Below are 14670 nucleotides of genomic sequence, written 5' to 3'. Positions count from 1 at the left end.
ATGACCGACTCCACGCCCCGATTCTCGTGGCGTTCGATCGTCCTCCCGGTCTACCTGCCGACCCTCGTCTTCTCGCTCGGCGAGGGCGCGATGATCCCGATCGTGCCGCTCGTGGCGACCGAGCGCGGCGCCTCGCTCGCCCTCGCCGGCCTCATCGCCGCGATGCTGATGGTCGGCGAGCTCGCCGGCGACCTTCCGGCCGGCTGGCTCGTCGCCCGCATCGGAGAGCGCAACGCGATGATCGGGGCGGCGATGCTCGCCGTCATCGGCGTGCTGATCGCGATCGTCTCCCCCACACTGCCCGCCCTCGCCATCGGTGTGTTCCTCCTCGGCCTCGCGACCGCGGTGTTCGGCCTCGCCCGGCACGCGTTCCTCACGAGCTACGTGCCGGTGCGCATACGGGCCCGAGCGCTCTCGACCCTCGGCGGGGTGTTCCGCGCGGGCTGGGCCGTCGGCCCGTTCGTCGCCGCGGCGATCATCGCCGCGACCGGTTCGAGCGAGTCCGTCTTCTGGGTGCTCGTCGGCGCCTGCTTCGCCGTCGTCGGCGTGCTCGTGCTGCTGCCCGACCCCGAGCGGGTGTTCGGTGCGGCGAGGCTCGCGCGCGAGGCATCCGCTGCTTCGGCCATTTCAGCAACGCCGACGGATGCCTCGGGCACGCCGCTCACCGCCGGCGAAGCCGAGGCGGCGGCCGGGTCGTCGCCGAGCGTGTTCCGTGCGATCCGCGAGAACCGCGGGGTGCTCGCCCGCATCGGCACCGGGGTCGGGCTGCTCGCCGCGGTGCGCGTCAGCCGCACGGTCGTGCTGCCGCTCTGGTCGGTCTCGATCGGCATGCCCGCCGAGCAGGCGGCGCTCGTGATCGGCATCTCGGGCACGATCGACTTCGCGCTGTTCTACGCGAGCGGGCAGATCATGGACCGATTCGGGCGGCTCTGGAGCGCGATCCCCGGGCTGCTCGGCATGGCCGTCGGCCACATCGCGCTCGCGTTCACCCACGACCTGCCGTCGAACGCGGTCTGGTTCACGATCATCGCCGTCTGGCTCGGCCTCGCGAACGGCGTCACGAGCGGCATCATCATGACGCTCGGCGCCGACCTCGCGCCGAAGCAGAACCCCGCACCGTTCCTCGGCGCGTTCCGCATGATCGGCGACACCGGCGGCGCAGGGGCGCCGCTCATGATCGCGGCGGTGACCTCGATCGCATCGATCATGGCTGCGAACGTCGCCGTCGGCGTGCTCGGCCTGATCGGTGCGGCGATGCTGTGGCGCTGGATTCCGCGCTACGTGCCGCACCGGCGGCGCTGAGGGGTCGTCAGGAGCCGTTCAGCCCGTCGGCGTGCCGAACGAGAGCACGACGAGAATGAGCTGGAAGACGAGCACGAACCCGCCGACCGCCGCGGCGCCGATCCACAGCCAGCCGGCCACGAGGGTCGGGTCCTTCTTCACCTCGCGCCGGCCGCGGAGCCCGAGCACCACGGCGAGCGCCGAGAGCGGCAGCGAGGCGAGCGCCGGGGTCAGCAGCGAAAGCACGGCGAGCACCACTCCGATGATCGCGATCCAGGCGTAGCGACGACCGTCGGCCCGGCCTGCGCCGCCGCTTCCGGCTCCCCGACCCGCCGCGCCGCTCATCGCCCGTTGACCTTCTCGATCGCCATGACGAGAATCACCCGGTCGGCCTTGTCGGCGGGCGCCTGCTCGTTCGGGTTGCCGTAGCGCCGGCCGAGGCGCACGTACATCGCGCCCTCGGGGTCGGGCAGCACCTCGGCGAGACGACCGCGCACCTCGACGTACTTCAGCGGGTTCTCGGGGTCGGTCATCTCGAGCGTCATGTGCGGATTCGCCTGGAGGTTCCGGAACTTCGCGCGCTTCGACGTGTGCGTGAAGCGGATCGTCTGCGTCTCGGGGTCGAACTCGAACCACATGGGGTTCACCTGCACCTCGCCGTTCGGGCGCACGGTGCCGAGGTGGGCGAACACCGGCGACGAGAGGATGCGGGTGAAGTGGTCTGAGATCTCGACGGTCATGCCTCCAGTCAATCGCACGCCGCCGGTTCAGTGGAACTCGCGCATCAACCTCGGGCCGGGAGTGCACGCAATGCGACCGCCTGGCTGGTCGCGAAGAGGGCGACGTCGACGGAGACCGCCAGGACTGCTCCCACGATCAATGCTGTCGCCGCCGTCAGCGAGACGAGACCTACCGCGAGCGCGGCGAGCACGTTGGCGATCATGACCAGGCCGAGTGCTCGTCGCAGAGGCAGTCGGGCGAGCATCCACATCACGCCCCCGGCCCAGACGACCACGGCAACGCCTGCGGCGGCGATCACGAGCGGAGGAAGGGCGACCCCTTGCGCGATCGGTTCGGCAGCCAGCGCCACCGCGGTTCCCAGTACGGCGCAGTACACGGCATCGAGGCGCAGGCTCCATCGCCCGAACACATCGCCGTCGATTCGCCGCATGATTCCGAGCCTACGGTGTGCGCGCACGAGCGGCGCCGGGAAGGAGCCGTTGCTTGAAGTCGGGGCACTCGGCCAGCGGTGAGTGCGTGCAGGTGGCGGCGTGGCGGAGGCTGTCATTCATCCGGATCAGTCTCGCGATCTCCCCCTCGAGCTCCTGAGCGCGCTGGCGTACCCATTCTCGCAACTCGTCGTCGCCGGGGGTGGCGACCAGGAATCGGCCGATCTGGGCCAGGGTGAAGCCCGCTTCCTGCGCACAGCGGATCATCACGATCCGGTCGACGACCTCGGGTGCGAAGGTGCGTCGAAGGCCGTTGCGCCCGCCGGAGGCGATGAGCCCGCACCGCTCGTAGAAGCGCAGCGCGGACGGGGTCAGCCCGGTTCGCTCAGCCACATCGGCGATATCCAGCTCGGTCGCCATCTCTCGTCCCTGCCTTTCTCGTGAATCGACTTGACTTGAATCGTAGTTCAAGTAGCACGCTCGATCGTGACAGCAGTTCACCGAGAAGACAAGGACATCCCGATGCCACTCCACCCTCAGGTCGAGGCTCATCTGGCCCGCCTCTCCGCCGCGAACCTCGCCGGGCTCCACACCGTCTCGCCGCAGCGGGCTCGCGAAGGCGCCCGCCGCCTGATCGCAGCGTCGGTCGGCGCGGCCGAGCCCGTCGCCGAGGTGGTCGATCGCCTCGCCGACACTGCCGCAGGCGAGGTGCCGATCCGGATCTACCGGCCGGCGTCAACCGCATCCGCCCCGCCTGCGCTCGTCCTCGTGTTCTTCCATGGTGGTGGCTACGTGCTCGGCGATCTCGATTCGCACGACGCCCTCGCGCGCTCCTACGCGAACGCCGCGGAGATCGTCGTGGTCGCAGTCGGCTACCCCCTCGCCCCCGAGCACAAGTACCCCGCCCAGATCGACGCGGGCTTCGCGGTCACCGACTGGGTCGCTGCGAACGCGGCCGAACTCGGCCTCGACGCCGGCCGACTTGCAGTGGCCGGCGACAGTGCGGGAGGCAACCTCGCCGCGGTCGTGGCGCTGAGGGCGCGCGATGCCGGAGCGCCGAGTATCGCCTTCCAACTCCTCATTTACCCGGACCTGGACTTCCGACGCGAGAACGACTCCATCACGCGGCTTGCAGGCTGTTACGGCAACATCGAGCGGGAAGCCCAGTTTTGGTTCATGGACCATTACCTCGACGCCCCGGAACAGCGACTCGACCCCCGGGTCTCGCCCATGCTGGAGCCTGACCTCAGCGGCCTCCCGCCTGCCTACATCATCACCGCGGAGTACGACGCGCTCCGCGACGAGGGCGAGCAGTACGGCCGGCGGCTTCGAGACGCCGGCGTCCCGACGACGGTGCGCCGCTACGACGGGATGATTCACGAGTTCCTCCGACACCCGTTCGACGACGCGACGGTCGCGATCGCCGAGTCTGCAGCGACGTTGCACGCTGCCCTTTCGGCCATCCCTCCGGCAGTCGTCGACGATGGTCGGCTCCCCAATCACCGCGAGGATCACTAACGGAGCGGCTGCCCGGCGGACGGTCAGTGGAACACCGAGCGTGCGGTGGCCGTCACCTCGATGGGCACCAAGAGCGGCACCAGCTCGGTGTGGATCGGCGCGTACCAGACCGCGCGCATGGTGATCGTGGCGCTCTGGCCGTCATCGGATGCCGCGCGCACGAGTTCGACGTCGTGCAACTCGTGCACCGCATCGCCGAGATACGCGGTCGCGGCCCGACCGACGTCGGCCGAGTCGAGTTCGAGAGAGAGATGGTCGCCCTCGACCTGCACGGCGTCGAGGCTCCACGACTCCGCCGCGGCGAGCGCGGTGCCGTCGGCGAGCGTGAAGAGGCGTTTGCGCTCGAGGTAGAGCGAGGTCGCCGACACCACGACGAGGATCAATGAGAGCCCGAGCACGCAGTAGAAGATCGTCAGCAGCAGCGTCGAGCCCTGCTCGTCGTGGTCGGCGCCGGGGCGCAGTCGATCGCGGCGCATCACGGGTCGCTCCCTGTCCCGTCGCGCCCGGCGGCGAAGCGCGAGACCGTCTGCGTCGCACTCGCTTCGAGCGGCACGCTCGCCGCCTGATGGAGCGCGAGCACATCGGGCACGAGCGGCAGGGTCACGCTCGCGGTGACCGACACGCGCACGCGCTCGCCTGGGGCCAAGCAGTCGCCCGACGGCGAGCACGACACCGAGACGGATGCCGCGTCGGCATCGACCCCGTAATCGTCGAGCGCGACCCGCACAGCGCGTTCCACCGCGACATCCGCTGCGCCGGAGTTCACCGCACGCACGGCGACCCTCGCGGCCTGACGGGCGGCGCCCTCGACGGCGAGCGCTCCGCCCTGGATCGCCGACATGGCGAGCACGAGGTAGACGAGGGGCACGAGCAGGATCATGCCGACCGACAGGAACTCGAGCGAGGCCGATCCCTCGTCACTCGAGAGTCTCGAGCGCAGCATGGCCGGTCACCTCCAGCGCACGGTCGACGCCGAGGAGTCCGACCACGGGCAGCGGGGCTCGCACCGTCACCGACACCATCGCGATGCCGTCGACCGTGGTGGTGCCCGATTCGATGTCTCGGGCGTACTCCGTCGAGACGGCCATACCGATGAGCTCACGCGTTCGCGCGATGCCTGCACCCTCGCTCGATCCGGCGAGTGCTGCGTATCGCGCCCCCTCGGCGGCTGCATCGAGCACCGTGTTGCGCACGTGGAGGGCGAGCGCGAGTTGGATGACGGCGAGCGCGAGCACCGTGATGAGGATGCCGACGAGAGTGAACTCGGCGACGGCGGACCCACCGTCCTCGTGCGCGAGCGCACGGAACCACACGCCTGGTCGTGCGCCCGCCCGGGAGCGAGACCGCTCCCCTGACGTCAGACGCCCAGCACCCGGCTGATCGCCTGATCGAAGACGCCCGACAGCGCCGGGCCGGCGAGGCCCCAGATGACGATCACGAGACCCGCCGTCATGAGCGTGATGAGCACCCAGCCGGGTACGTCGCCTCGCTCGTCCTCGAACCGCCGCTTCAGCAGATCGCGCATGTGATTCCCCTTCGTCGGAGCACGGAGCCGTGCCGTCAATGTGGAGGCGAGCCATCAGAAGCCCGCCTGGAGTACGAGGTATCCCGGGAACAGCGCGAACGCGATCGTCACCGGAAGGATCAGGAAGATGAGGGGCACGAGCATGGCGACCTCTTTGCGGCCGGCCTGCTCGATGATCGTTCGCTTGGCCTCGTCGCGGGCGTCGCCGGCCTGGGCCCTGAGTACCGATGAGAGCGGCGCACCGCGCTCGAGTGCGCCGAGCACCTGGTCGAGCGCTCGCGACAGGGCCGGATGATCGAGGTCGTCGCGGAGTCGTGCCAGCGCCTGTCCGAGGGGCACGCCCGATCCCACCGATGCGACGGTCGCGGCGAACTCTGTCGGCAGCACTCCTGCACCGTTGCCGAGACGCGCCACTCGGCGGATCGCATCGAGCATGCCCTCACCCGCGGTGAGGCTCAGCGTGAGGAACTCGAGGACCGTCGGCAACTCGGCGGAGATGCGGGCCAGTCGGCGGCGCGCGGCACGCTGCAGCACCCAGTCGCGCACGACCACGCCGAGGGCCGCCGCGAGGAACGGCATGGCGATGCGCACGATCACCGGAAGAGCGCCGAACGACGGGGCGAGGATCGCGAGCGCCGAGGCGATCGCGAAGGCACCGGCACCCCACGCGAGCTGCTCGCCTCGGAAACGCTCGACCGACGCCGTGGATCCCGACTGGCGCAGGCGCCGCGCGATCGTGTCGGCACCGCCGAGCCATTCGGAGGCGACCGTTCGCACGGCGCGCACGATCGGCCGCGCGACGAGCCCGAGCACCGGCGTCGGGTCAGAGGGACGGTGTGCAAGGAGGGACCGCGCCTCTGCCGAGATGTCGGCGATGTACGGAGCCACCCGCTCGACGAGCCTGGCACGGCCGATGCGCGGCACCGTCGACACGACGAGCCAGAGCCCGAGGCCGAGCAGTGCGCCGCAGAGCAGGCCGAGCGCGGGCACGCTGTTCAGTGGAACCATCGGCGCTCCTCGGGCAGGCGACCGAGCGCGACCATCGCCTGATAGGCCACGATCGTCACCACCACGCCCGCGATGATCAGGGCGGCGCCGGCAGCCGAGTCGTACGCCACGATGGCCTCGGGGCGGGAGGCGAGCACCAGGAGGAGCAGCCACGGCGCAGCGACGCCGAGTCGCGCGGCATTGCGGATCCATGACTGCCGGGCCACGACCTCGGCGCGGAGTGCCGCGTCTTCACGCAGATAGCCGGAGAGGCCCCGCAGCACCGCGGTCACGTCGCTGCCGCCGACCTCGCGGGCCATGCGCAGGGTCTCGAGGATGCGGTCGGCCACCGGATCGGCGAGCACGCCCTTCAGCCGGTCGAGACATGCGCCGAAGTTGCCCGTGCGCCGGTACTCGTCGTCGAACGTCGCGAACGCGGCTCTCGTCGACGAGGGGCCGAGTTCGGCGAGCGCGCCGAGGCTGTCGGGGAGCGACATGCCGGCGCGCACGGATGACACGAGATGGTCGACGACGTCGGGCCAGACCGCACGGTTGGCCGCTCGCCGCCGCGTCGCACGGGCATGCACGAGGAGCGGGACGAGCGCGGCACCGAGCACCGTGGCGACGATCGTGAGCACGGGGACCAGGAAAACGGCCTGCGCGACCGCACCCGTCACGAGGGCGAGCAGCGCTGCGACGATCACGATCACCGCGATCGGCACTCCGGCGAGGCCGGCGAGGGCGAGTTCGTCGGCGACCCGGCTCGCCGTCGCGCTGCGACGGCTCTTCGCGTCGGCCTTCGCAGGCCAGAGCACGGGGGAGACGGCGAGGAGCACACCGAGCCCGAGCAGCGCGCCGAGCACGAGACTCGTGTTCATCGGGCCGCCACCGAGAGAACGATGTCGGGGTCGAGCCCGACGGCCCGGTACTTCTCGAGTCGCACCGGCATCGCCCCGGTCGCGACGAGGGCACCGTCTCGCGTGACGAAGATCGCCTCGGCATCGACCGCCGCCCCGGTGCATCCGCCCGTCGGCGCCGTAATCTCGGCCACGCGTCGGTGGCCGTCGCGATCGATCGTGAGGTGCACCACGAGGTCGATGCAGCTCGCGACCGTGGGCACGACGAACGCGGAGTCGATGTTGCGGCCCGCGAGCAGCGGCAGGGTGCAGAGCTTCGCGAGCGCGTCACGCGCGGAATTCGCGTGGATGGTGCACATTCCCGGAACCCCGGAGTTCAGGGCGATGAGGAGGTCGAGGCTCTCGGCTTCGCGCACCTCGCCGACGATGAGGCGGTCGGGCCGCATGCGGAGCGCCTCCTTGATCAGGCGCCGCAGCGTGATCTCGCCGGTGCCCTCGAGACTCCGCTGGCGGCACTGCAACGCGACGAGGTCGCGCACGTCGAGATCGAGCTCGAACGTCTCCTCGACGGTGACCACTCGATCGCCCGTGCGCGCGCCCGAGATGAGAGCGTTCAGCATCGTCGTCTTGCCGGTGTGGGTGGCACCCGACACGAGGATGTTGGCCCCCGCGAGCACGCTCATGCGGAGGAATTCCGACGCGTGCGGAGTGAGCGAACCGAGTTCGACGAGCGCGGCGAGCGAGCGGATGCGGCGCTGGAACTTGCGGACGTTGACCGACCAGTGCGACCTCGCCACGTCGGGAATCGCGACGTGAAGTCGCGAGCCGTCGGGCAGGGTCGCGTCGACGAAGGGTGACGAGAGGTCGACGCGCCGGCCCGAGTGCTGCAGCATCCGCTCGACGAGCTCTCGCACCTCGCGATCCGACAGCACGACCGTCGTGAGCTCGGCGACCCCGCGACGCGCGACGAACACCTTCGTCGGCGCGTTGATCCAGATCTCCTCGACCTCGGGATCCTCGAAGAACGGCTGCAGCTGCCCGTAGCCCGTGATCGATGCGACGACCTCACGCGTGGTGCCGACCTCGTCGCCGAGCTGGGCGTGCGCTCCCGAGAGGGCGCGCTCGCTGTAGCGCCGCACCTCTTCGTGGGCGTACCGTGCCGCCGCCGAGTCGTCGCGGGCGAGATCGACGCCGTCGCGCAGCACCCGGGTGCGCACCCGGTCGGCGATCGTGCGCACGGGGTCGGTCATGGCACCCATCATGCGGTGCAGCGGATGCCGCGCCCCGAAGTTATCCACAACCCCGCGACGACGCGTCGCCTCTGACTGCTCCAGGGCCGGCGCGTCCGCAACGCCTAGACTGATCGGGCACTCGCGGGAGTGGTGAAATCGGCAGACACGCAGGATTTAGGTTCCTGTGCCTTCGGGCGTGTGGGTTCAAGTCCCACCTTCCGCACTCAGTTTGTCGGCGCTACTCCCCCGGAACCACGCGGAAGTTGGGCCACCTTGGCGCCTTTCTGGGCCTTCCGTGGCAACATTTTGGCAACACTCGTGGCAGCGCGTGCCTCATCGAGGGCCTCTGAGACGGCGTCGAGATCATCGTCGAACAGGTCGGCATAGACGTCCAAGGTCATCGCGGCGGAGGCGTGCCCGAGCATGCGCTGGACGGCCTTCACGTTGGCGCCGGAGCTGATCGCGAGACTCGCGGCCGTGTGCCTGAGATCGTGGATGGTCATCCGCTCGAGGCCGGCCACGGTGAGGGCGCGGAGGAACCACGAGGTGGTGTTCTCGCTCGTGTTCGGGCGCAGCAGGTGCTCGCCGTACGCGCCCGCGAAGACCAGGTCATCGCGGCCCTTCCCCTCGCAGGCGCGGGCGATCGGCTCGGCGAGGAACCGCGGGTATGGCACGGAGCGCTCCTCGTGCGACTTCGGGGTGCCGACGTGCACGACCCGTCCGACGGCGACGGCGTTCTCTGCGACCGTGAGCCGCCGTCTCAGCGCGTCGACGTGCTTCACCCGCAACCCGGTGAGCTCGCCCCATCTGAGGCCCGTGTACGCGAGCGTGTAGACGATAGTGGCGTGATCGCCGGATGCCTCGGCGAGCGCGGTCACCTGCTCGTGGGTGAGGTAGACGCGGGCCTTCTTCCCCTTGCGCGGGAGTGAGACGCCGCGGGCGACGTTCCGCGAGAGGCGTCGGTCCTTCACTGCGACGTCGAGGATCGAGGCGAGCACCCCGTACGCGCGGAGGACGGTCGTCGCGCCCTTCGTCGTGGAGAGCTGCGACACCCACGCCGCGACTTCACTGTGACGGATGCCGCCGACGTTGCGACTCCCCCAGACGGGCTCGACGTGCACGCGCCAGGCGATCTCCACCGGCCGATAGCTCGAGGGCTTCAGGTGCGTCTGCGTGGCGAGCCACTCGGCGCCGAGCGTCGCGATCGTCGTGCGCGCGTCGGCTGGGTCGACGTAGTCACCCTTCGCCTTCGACACCTCGACCTCGGCGAGGTAGAGCTCGGCGTCGCGCTTCGTCTTGAATCCGCGTTTCTGGCCCTGGGAGTGGTCGGGCTTCCGGTACAGCACTCGGTACCGCTTGCCGCCGGATGTCTCGTAGGGATGGACGCTACCCATGGCGGCGCCCCTCAGCTACGAGCCGGGTGGCTGTGCTCTGGCTAACTCCAAGCCTGGCCGCGACGGTCGCGAGCGGCGGCCAATTTCCGAGGCGAGCGATGGCGTCGATGATCATGGCGTCCTGCACAACCTCATAGCGATCCCGACCGCGCATCGGCTTTACGCGTGCCAGCATCTCCTCCCCGGAGAGCACCTCCACGTCATCCTCATGCTCACCGAGCACCACGCTGATCATGTCGCGCAGCGCAACCGAGACGATGGCCTCCTGAACGCGCACTTCACGCAGCAGCTTGGCCGTGACTTCGCCTCCAGGCTCGTCACATTCCACCCGAACCGACTTGGCTACATAGCGCCCGAGCGCTTCATCCAGAGCGATCTCGATCTCAACAGTCGCGTCTATCGAAAGATCACCGCTCGCACGCAGATGCGCCGACGGGCGTGCCCGCACCACCCCACCAAGGAGCGAGATCGCATCTGGATCGACGACAACGAGTTCGAATGCGCTTGCCATCTGCCCATCGTGCCACAAACTGAACGCCCCGTGTCATGAATGGCGCTTGACATGAGTGACTCACGGTGATTTCATGGTTCGTGAGCCAGTTAGAACATCACTGGCCCAAGGCGAGGAGGAAAGCGTGGAACAGAAGTACCTCACACCGGATCAGGTGTGCAGCCTCATCCCCGGCATGACGAAGTCGAACCTCGCGCAGCTGCGGTTCACAGGGAAGGGCCCGAAGTTCCTGAAGCCCACCCCGCGCACCGTGGTCTACCGGGAGTCCGACTGCATCGAGTGGCTCGAGGCCAGCGAGCGCACGATCACGGATCGAGCGAGCGCCTGATGAGCGTCGGCCGCGGTGAAGCGAGATTGACGCTGGAGGCCGGCTCGAGTCGGCTCGCGACGACGGTCCGTCTTCCGCGTGGGCCCGTGTCGGCGTCATCGATGCAGGAGGCGCTCCCGAACGCTGTGGCGTCGCTGCAGCGTCAGCTCGAGCGAATTAAGCAGCGGGAGGAGAACCCGCGATGAAGGACAAGAAGAATGCCCCAACCGGCCAGGGCTGGGGCGAGGACCGAAACCCCTTGGAAGGAAGAACGATCATGAACAAGAGTATCAGCGTCGACCGGCCCAGCATCGGGGACACCCCTGAACTGCGCGAGTGGTGCGCGTCGATGTGCGAGGCCCACGCTCAGGTGGGCCGCATCAAGCCCGACGACCACCGTTTCGCCGAGCTGCAGGAGACTTCCCGGTTGAGTATGAAGGCGTTCTCGCAACGCGACCTCGGTGGCTTCTACTTCAGCAAGTTCATCGCACCCGAGCTCCCCGCGCCGCCGCTACAGGCGCCGTCCTGGGCCGTCCAGACGAGCATCGACTGGCACTGGCCCACCGTCTCCGTGACGTTCCTGTCGGAGGCGATCGGCGATGTCCAGATGCGCGACATCGTGGTCGTCGACCTCCGAACCGCGGAGCTGCGAACCGCGTACGGACCGCAAATCCAGTACGAGAAGGGCATCGCCGGGGGTTTCACCAATCTTCGGTTCCTGTTCGACAAGCGGGAAGCTCTGAACTCGGCGCTCGACCTCGCGCGGCTGGTCGTCGATGGTGAAGCGGCCACGCTCGGCGAGGCAGAGACGATCCTGGCTGGGAAAGGCGGTCTCTGATGCCGACGCGGGCGGAGTGCATCGCTGAGGCTGCGGAGATCCTGCTGGACGCGGCCGAGCGCATCCTGCGCGAGGAAGCCCAGGAGGGCGGCCATGAATAGCGGGGGGACGTTCAGCGTCATCCCGAACTGGGTCATCCGCGAATCGGATCTCAACGCCCACGAGCTACTCGTGTACGTCGCCCTGCTCAACCGGGCCGACAGGCACGGGCGGGCATGGCCATCGATGGGGACGCTCGCGAAGGAAGCGCGGGCGTCCGAGCGGTCAGTACGTCGAGCGCTCGAGAGCTTGCGAGAACGCCAGCTCGTGACGTGGCAGCAGCGGATGAGGGCCGACGGAACGCACGCCAGCAACCTCTACACGATCGCGATCTTCGATCGTAGCGCACCCGAGGGAGGGTGGCACAGTGCCACCCCCACGGTGGCAGAGAGGCAGGGAGAGGGTGGCACAGTGGCCGACGAAGTAGATACACATCAAGTAGATACAGATGAAGAAGATCTGAGGTCCACTCTGGCGAGCGGACCCGCGGAGGGATTCTCTTTCCCGTCGTCATCGGCTTCTGAGAAGCAGGTCGCCTACCTGCGTGACCTGTATATCCACTACAACAACGCGGTGCCTCCTGAGAAGAAGCTCGAGGAGTGGCGTGCGTTGTCGCCGACTGAAGCGACGGATCGTATCGATCGGTATCTCGCTGCGATGCCGCGGTACCAGGAGTACGAGGGTCCGGAGTTCGGTGAGCCGACGTATGAGGCGCTGAGTGACGTGGGCAGGGTGTTCGCGGAGCAGGGGATGATCCCGTGACGGACTCGTGCGCACGTTGCGGAGATCCGATCGACCGGGCGGTGCGGCCGCGCTCGAGGTACTGCACCACACGTTGCCAGTACGCGGAGCGTGACAGTCGGCCGGCGAAGCTCGCGTACGACCGCAGCCCTGAGCGAGCGGCCCGCGATCGGGAGCGAAAGCGCGCCCGGTATCACGAACAGCATCCGAATGCCCGCTTCAACCGGAAGGGCACACCGTGACCTCGGAACTGAACTTCGACCATGAGCGGGCAGCACTCGCGCACCGGGCCGCGTTCGCGCTCATCACCACCGTGCTCTCCCAGGGCGCCGACGTCCGGGCCACGCTGCGGAGCTTCGTCGACATCCCCGCCGAACCGACGGAGGGTGACCTGCTCGGGATGCTCCGCGAGCTCGGCGACATCGTCGAGGTGCTGACTTGGCACGCCGCCGGGAATCTGCTCGCGGCGACCGGCAGCCCGGATGCCGCTCTCGCCACCATCCGCGCGGCCGCCATCGATCAGGAGATCTTCCTCCGCGATGAGCGTGGCGAAACCGGGGACTGACCGGGACTTCACCTACAATGGAATCAACGATCGCTCGCGCGACATGTGCCGCTCTTCGGACTGGCAGAGGCCCGACTGACGTCCTGGTTCCCAACCGACCCATGACTCAGAAGGGCTTTACTCATGTCCCAGTTCCCGACGTTTGAACAGCTGATCGCGCAGAAGCGGGGCCAGCTCAACGCGAAGATCGCGCTCCAGAACCAGTACGCGACTGAGCTCGACGAGCTCCGCGGCAAGGAAGGTCCGAGCTCGGAGGCCGTCGAGGCGCTCCGCTCGAAGAAGACCGGACTCGAGGCGGAGCTGCACACGCTGCGCGCCGACCTCGCAGCGTTCGAGCGTGAGGCGGAGGCTGACAAGAAGGCCACCGCCGACGCGGAGACGCGGACCCCCACGGGCGCCGGTTACACGAATCCTCGAGCGCTGGACGACGTCGACGCGCCGGACGTTCGTGCCGGTGACTGGATCGACGTCGACACCGGCAAGCGTGCCGCGCTGCGTTCGGGCGAGTCGTTCCGGGCTCACCCGCTCGCCAGGCGCACCGCGGCCGACGAGCAGACGATCGCCCAGTACGGCGGCATCGGCCAGCTCGTGCGCGCGATCACGACCACGAGCGGATCGGCGGTTGTTCCGACCGAGTGGGCGGCCGACCTGATCGACCGTGCACGTAACGCCTCCGCGATCGGGCAGGCCGGCGCGACTCTCGTGCCGATGGATGCGAAGACGGTGAACATCGGCCGGCTGACTGGCGACCCGTCGCCGGCGTTCCGCACGGAGGGTTCGGCGATCACCCCTTCCGATGTGGTGCTGGACAACGTGACTCTGACTGCGAAGACGCAGAGCGCTTTGCTGCTCGGGTCGCTCGAGTGGTTCCAGGACGCGGACAACGCCGACGAGATCGTCGCCGACGCGATCGCGAAGGCCATGGCGCAGCAGCTCGACCTGACCGGCCTGTACGGCGGCATTATCGCCGGCGCCGGCTCGATCAACCTGCCGACCCCGCCGAACCCGCGCGGCATCCTCGCGGCGCTGAACGCGACCCTCGCCGGGAACGTGCTCGGTGGCGCGGCGAACGGCACCGCGCAGACGCCGGCGACGTATTACAACGAGTTGCTGGATCTGGTGTTCAAGATCCGCGACGGCAACGAGGAGCCGACCGCGGTCATCTGGAACACGAAGCTTCGTCGGCAGTACGCGGGCGCGAACGATACGACTGGGCAGCCGCTGCGGATCCCGGGCGAGCTCGAGGACATCCCGCGGTTCACGTCGAACCAGATCCCGTCCTACACGCAGGGGACGATGGCCAGCCGCGCGACTGACGCGTTTGCTGGCGACTTCAGCAAGCTCCTGATCGGGCAGCGTCTGGGCTTCACGCTCCAGGTGCTCACTGAGCGGTACGCCGACAACGGCCAGATCGGGGTCGTGGCGCACTGGCGAGGCGACATCCAGCCGGCCAGGTCGACCGCGTTCGCCGTGTACCGCTCCCTGCAAGGAGCGGTGTGATGGGCCGCCGCCCGCACCCTCTCGCGGAGCAGCGCGAGCAGGAACGAACGCTCAAGGTCTCCGAGGCCAGCGCGTCGCCCGTGGAGGCGCGCCGGGTCGCGGCCGACTATGTGCACACGGTGCACCCGGACACGGGTCTCGACGTCGTGTTCGTGCCGGGTGAGACGTTGCCAGCCTGGGTCGAACTCGAGCCGGAGGGCTGAGCC

Annotated in this window: 21 protein-coding genes and 1 tRNA gene; 9 read left to right on the top strand and 13 right to left on the bottom strand. The window is 68.8% G+C overall.

Annotation, left to right across the window (positions count from 1 at the left end; translation table 11 throughout):
- Nucleotides 1-1302 (top strand): MFS transporter, encoded by a 1302-nt coding sequence (locus tag VPH61_RS16275; RefSeq protein WP_332064559.1) that lies wholly within the window; start codon nt 1-3, stop codon nt 1300-1302.
- Nucleotides 1303-1320: 18 nt separating this feature from the next.
- On the opposite strand, the gene VPH61_RS16270 is transcribed toward VPH61_RS16275, so the two are convergent.
- The 4 genes from VPH61_RS16270 to VPH61_RS16255 are packed head-to-tail and all read right to left on the bottom strand — an operon-like array spanning nt 1321 to nt 2870.
- Nucleotides 1321-1626, bottom strand: a complete 306-nt coding sequence (locus VPH61_RS16270) for a hypothetical protein (protein ID WP_332064558.1) — start codon at nt 1624-1626, stop codon at nt 1321-1323.
- Nucleotides 1623-2021, bottom strand: coding sequence for a PPOX class F420-dependent oxidoreductase (locus VPH61_RS16265; RefSeq protein WP_332064557.1), 399 nt, complete (start codon nt 2019-2021; stop codon nt 1623-1625). The genes VPH61_RS16270 and VPH61_RS16265 overlap by 4 nt, the downstream gene beginning before the upstream one ends.
- A gap of 44 nt (nt 2022-2065) precedes the next feature.
- Nucleotides 2066-2452, bottom strand: a complete 387-nt coding sequence (locus VPH61_RS16260; protein ID WP_332064556.1) for a hypothetical protein — start codon at nt 2450-2452, stop codon at nt 2066-2068.
- A gap of 10 nt (nt 2453-2462) precedes the next feature.
- A complete protein-coding gene (locus VPH61_RS16255) occupies nt 2463-2870 on the bottom strand; it encodes a MerR family transcriptional regulator (RefSeq protein ID WP_332064555.1) in 408 nt (135 codons plus the stop codon).
- Nucleotides 2871-3158: 288 nt separating this feature from the next.
- Between VPH61_RS16255 and VPH61_RS16250 the strand changes: the two genes are divergently transcribed.
- Nucleotides 3159-3968 carry an alpha/beta hydrolase gene (locus VPH61_RS16250; protein WP_332064554.1) on the top strand — a complete coding sequence of 270 codons (810 nt, stop codon included), beginning with the start codon at nt 3159-3161 and terminating at the stop codon, nt 3966-3968.
- A gap of 23 nt (nt 3969-3991) precedes the next feature.
- Here VPH61_RS16250 and VPH61_RS16245 read toward each other — a convergent pair whose 3' ends face one another.
- From VPH61_RS16245 to VPH61_RS16215, 7 genes are read right to left on the bottom strand one after another with little or no spacing between them, the layout of a single operon-like run.
- Nucleotides 3992-4444, bottom strand: a complete 453-nt coding sequence (locus VPH61_RS16245; RefSeq protein WP_332064625.1) for a pilus assembly protein TadG-related protein — start codon at nt 4442-4444, stop codon at nt 3992-3994.
- Nucleotides 4444-4911, bottom strand: a complete 468-nt coding sequence (locus VPH61_RS16240) for a hypothetical protein (protein WP_332064553.1) — start codon at nt 4909-4911, stop codon at nt 4444-4446. Before VPH61_RS16240 ends, VPH61_RS16245 begins: the two co-directional genes overlap by 1 nt.
- Nucleotides 4886-5281 (bottom strand): TadE/TadG family type IV pilus assembly protein, encoded by a 396-nt coding sequence (locus tag VPH61_RS16235; protein ID WP_332064552.1) that lies wholly within the window; start codon nt 5279-5281, stop codon nt 4886-4888. Before VPH61_RS16235 ends, VPH61_RS16240 begins: the two co-directional genes overlap by 26 nt.
- A gap of 44 nt (nt 5282-5325) precedes the next feature.
- Nucleotides 5326-5493, bottom strand: coding sequence for a hypothetical protein (locus VPH61_RS16230; RefSeq protein WP_332064551.1), 168 nt, complete (start codon nt 5491-5493; stop codon nt 5326-5328).
- Nucleotides 5494-5547: 54 nt separating this feature from the next.
- The gene (locus tag VPH61_RS16225) at nt 5548-6501 is read right to left on the bottom strand and encodes a type II secretion system F family protein (RefSeq protein ID WP_332064550.1); all 954 of its coding nucleotides are present in this window, start codon (nt 6499-6501) and stop codon (nt 5548-5550) included.
- A complete protein-coding gene (locus VPH61_RS16220; RefSeq protein WP_332064549.1) occupies nt 6489-7358 on the bottom strand; it encodes a type II secretion system F family protein in 870 nt (289 codons plus the stop codon). The genes VPH61_RS16225 and VPH61_RS16220 overlap by 13 nt, the downstream gene beginning before the upstream one ends.
- On the bottom strand, nt 7355-8587 hold the full coding sequence (locus tag VPH61_RS16215; RefSeq protein WP_332064548.1) for a CpaF family protein: 1233 nt from the start codon (nt 8585-8587) through the stop codon (nt 7355-7357). The genes VPH61_RS16220 and VPH61_RS16215 overlap by 4 nt, the downstream gene beginning before the upstream one ends.
- 123 nt (nt 8588-8710) lie before the next feature.
- On the opposite strand from VPH61_RS16215, the gene VPH61_RS16210 reads away from it, so the two are divergent.
- Nucleotides 8711-8792: transfer RNA gene (locus VPH61_RS16210), tRNA-Leu, on the top strand.
- Between the two features lies 1 nt (nt 8793).
- Here the strand turns inward: VPH61_RS16210 and VPH61_RS16205 are convergent.
- Nucleotides 8794-9963 carry a site-specific integrase gene (locus tag VPH61_RS16205; protein ID WP_332064547.1) on the bottom strand — a complete coding sequence of 390 codons (1170 nt, stop codon included), beginning with the start codon at nt 9961-9963 and terminating at the stop codon, nt 8794-8796.
- On the bottom strand, nt 9956-10474 hold the full coding sequence (locus VPH61_RS16200; RefSeq protein ID WP_332064546.1) for a hypothetical protein: 519 nt from the start codon (nt 10472-10474) through the stop codon (nt 9956-9958). Before VPH61_RS16200 ends, VPH61_RS16205 begins: the two co-directional genes overlap by 8 nt.
- 124 nt (nt 10475-10598) lie before the next feature.
- Between VPH61_RS16200 and VPH61_RS16195 the strand changes: the two genes are divergently transcribed.
- The 6 genes from VPH61_RS16195 (at nt 10599) to VPH61_RS16170 (ending at nt 14667) form a co-directional block, all read left to right on the top strand.
- Entirely contained in the window at nt 10599-10802 is a 204-nt protein-coding gene (locus tag VPH61_RS16195) for a helix-turn-helix transcriptional regulator (protein ID WP_332064545.1), read from the top strand.
- 181 nt (nt 10803-10983) lie between these two features.
- Nucleotides 10984-11619 carry a hypothetical protein gene (locus VPH61_RS16190; RefSeq protein ID WP_332064544.1) on the top strand — a complete coding sequence of 212 codons (636 nt, stop codon included), beginning with the start codon at nt 10984-10986 and terminating at the stop codon, nt 11617-11619.
- Between the two features lie 93 nt (nt 11620-11712).
- Nucleotides 11713-12420 (top strand): helix-turn-helix domain-containing protein, encoded by a 708-nt coding sequence (locus VPH61_RS16185; protein ID WP_332064543.1) that lies wholly within the window; start codon nt 11713-11715, stop codon nt 12418-12420.
- 217 nt (nt 12421-12637) lie between these two features.
- Nucleotides 12638-12964: a hypothetical protein gene (locus VPH61_RS16180; RefSeq protein ID WP_332064542.1), complete on the top strand. Its 327-nt coding sequence runs from the start codon at nt 12638-12640 to the stop codon at nt 12962-12964.
- Nucleotides 12965-13087: 123 nt separating this feature from the next.
- Nucleotides 13088-14464: a phage major capsid protein gene (locus VPH61_RS16175; RefSeq protein WP_332064541.1), complete on the top strand. Its 1377-nt coding sequence runs from the start codon at nt 13088-13090 to the stop codon at nt 14462-14464.
- Nucleotides 14464-14667: a hypothetical protein gene (locus VPH61_RS16170; protein WP_332064540.1), complete on the top strand. Its 204-nt coding sequence runs from the start codon at nt 14464-14466 to the stop codon at nt 14665-14667. The genes VPH61_RS16175 and VPH61_RS16170 overlap by 1 nt, the downstream gene beginning before the upstream one ends.
- Nucleotides 14668-14670 lie beyond the last annotated feature (3 nt).

Origin of the sequence: Agromyces sp. CCNWLW203, from assembly GCF_036576125.1 — a bacterium.
In the GTDB taxonomy this organism is placed as follows: domain Bacteria; phylum Actinomycetota; class Actinomycetes; order Actinomycetales; family Microbacteriaceae; genus Agromyces.
This window is presented reverse-complemented; position numbering and strand designations above follow the sequence as displayed.

Excerpts from the sequence above, each read along its gene's own strand:
- VPH61_RS16275 (WP_332064559.1), top strand. The coding sequence starts at position 1 with ATGACCGACTCCACGCCCCGATTCTCGTGGCGTTCGATCGTCCTCCCG.
- VPH61_RS16270 (WP_332064558.1), bottom strand. The coding sequence starts at position 1,626 with ATGAGCGGCGCGGCGGGTCGGGGAGCCGGAAGCGGCGGCGCAGGCCGG.
- VPH61_RS16265 (WP_332064557.1), bottom strand. The coding sequence starts at position 2,021 with ATGACCGTCGAGATCTCAGACCACTTCACCCGCATCCTCTCGTCGCCG.
- VPH61_RS16260 (WP_332064556.1), bottom strand. The coding sequence starts at position 2,452 with ATGCGGCGAATCGACGGCGATGTGTTCGGGCGATGGAGCCTGCGCCTC.
- VPH61_RS16255 (WP_332064555.1), bottom strand. The coding sequence starts at position 2,870 with ATGGCGACCGAGCTGGATATCGCCGATGTGGCTGAGCGAACCGGGCTG.
- VPH61_RS16245 (WP_332064625.1), bottom strand. The coding sequence starts at position 4,444 with ATGCGCCGCGATCGACTGCGCCCCGGCGCCGACCACGACGAGCAGGGC.
- VPH61_RS16240 (WP_332064553.1), bottom strand. The coding sequence starts at position 4,911 with ATGCTGCGCTCGAGACTCTCGAGTGACGAGGGATCGGCCTCGCTCGAG.
- VPH61_RS16230 (WP_332064551.1), bottom strand. The coding sequence starts at position 5,493 with ATGCGCGATCTGCTGAAGCGGCGGTTCGAGGACGAGCGAGGCGACGTA.
- VPH61_RS16225 (WP_332064550.1), bottom strand. The coding sequence starts at position 6,501 with ATGGTTCCACTGAACAGCGTGCCCGCGCTCGGCCTGCTCTGCGGCGCA.
- VPH61_RS16220 (WP_332064549.1), bottom strand. The coding sequence starts at position 7,358 with ATGAACACGAGTCTCGTGCTCGGCGCGCTGCTCGGGCTCGGTGTGCTC.
- VPH61_RS16215 (WP_332064548.1), bottom strand. The coding sequence starts at position 8,587 with ATGACCGACCCCGTGCGCACGATCGCCGACCGGGTGCGCACCCGGGTG.
- VPH61_RS16205 (WP_332064547.1), bottom strand. The coding sequence starts at position 9,963 with ATGGGTAGCGTCCATCCCTACGAGACATCCGGCGGCAAGCGGTACCGA.
- VPH61_RS16200 (WP_332064546.1), bottom strand. The coding sequence starts at position 10,474 with ATGGCAAGCGCATTCGAACTCGTTGTCGTCGATCCAGATGCGATCTCG.
- VPH61_RS16190 (WP_332064544.1), top strand. The coding sequence starts at position 10,984 with ATGAAGGACAAGAAGAATGCCCCAACCGGCCAGGGCTGGGGCGAGGAC.
- VPH61_RS16185 (WP_332064543.1), top strand. The coding sequence starts at position 11,713 with ATGAATAGCGGGGGGACGTTCAGCGTCATCCCGAACTGGGTCATCCGC.
- VPH61_RS16175 (WP_332064541.1), top strand. The coding sequence starts at position 13,088 with ATGTCCCAGTTCCCGACGTTTGAACAGCTGATCGCGCAGAAGCGGGGC.
- VPH61_RS16170 (WP_332064540.1), top strand. The coding sequence starts at position 14,464 with ATGGGCCGCCGCCCGCACCCTCTCGCGGAGCAGCGCGAGCAGGAACGA.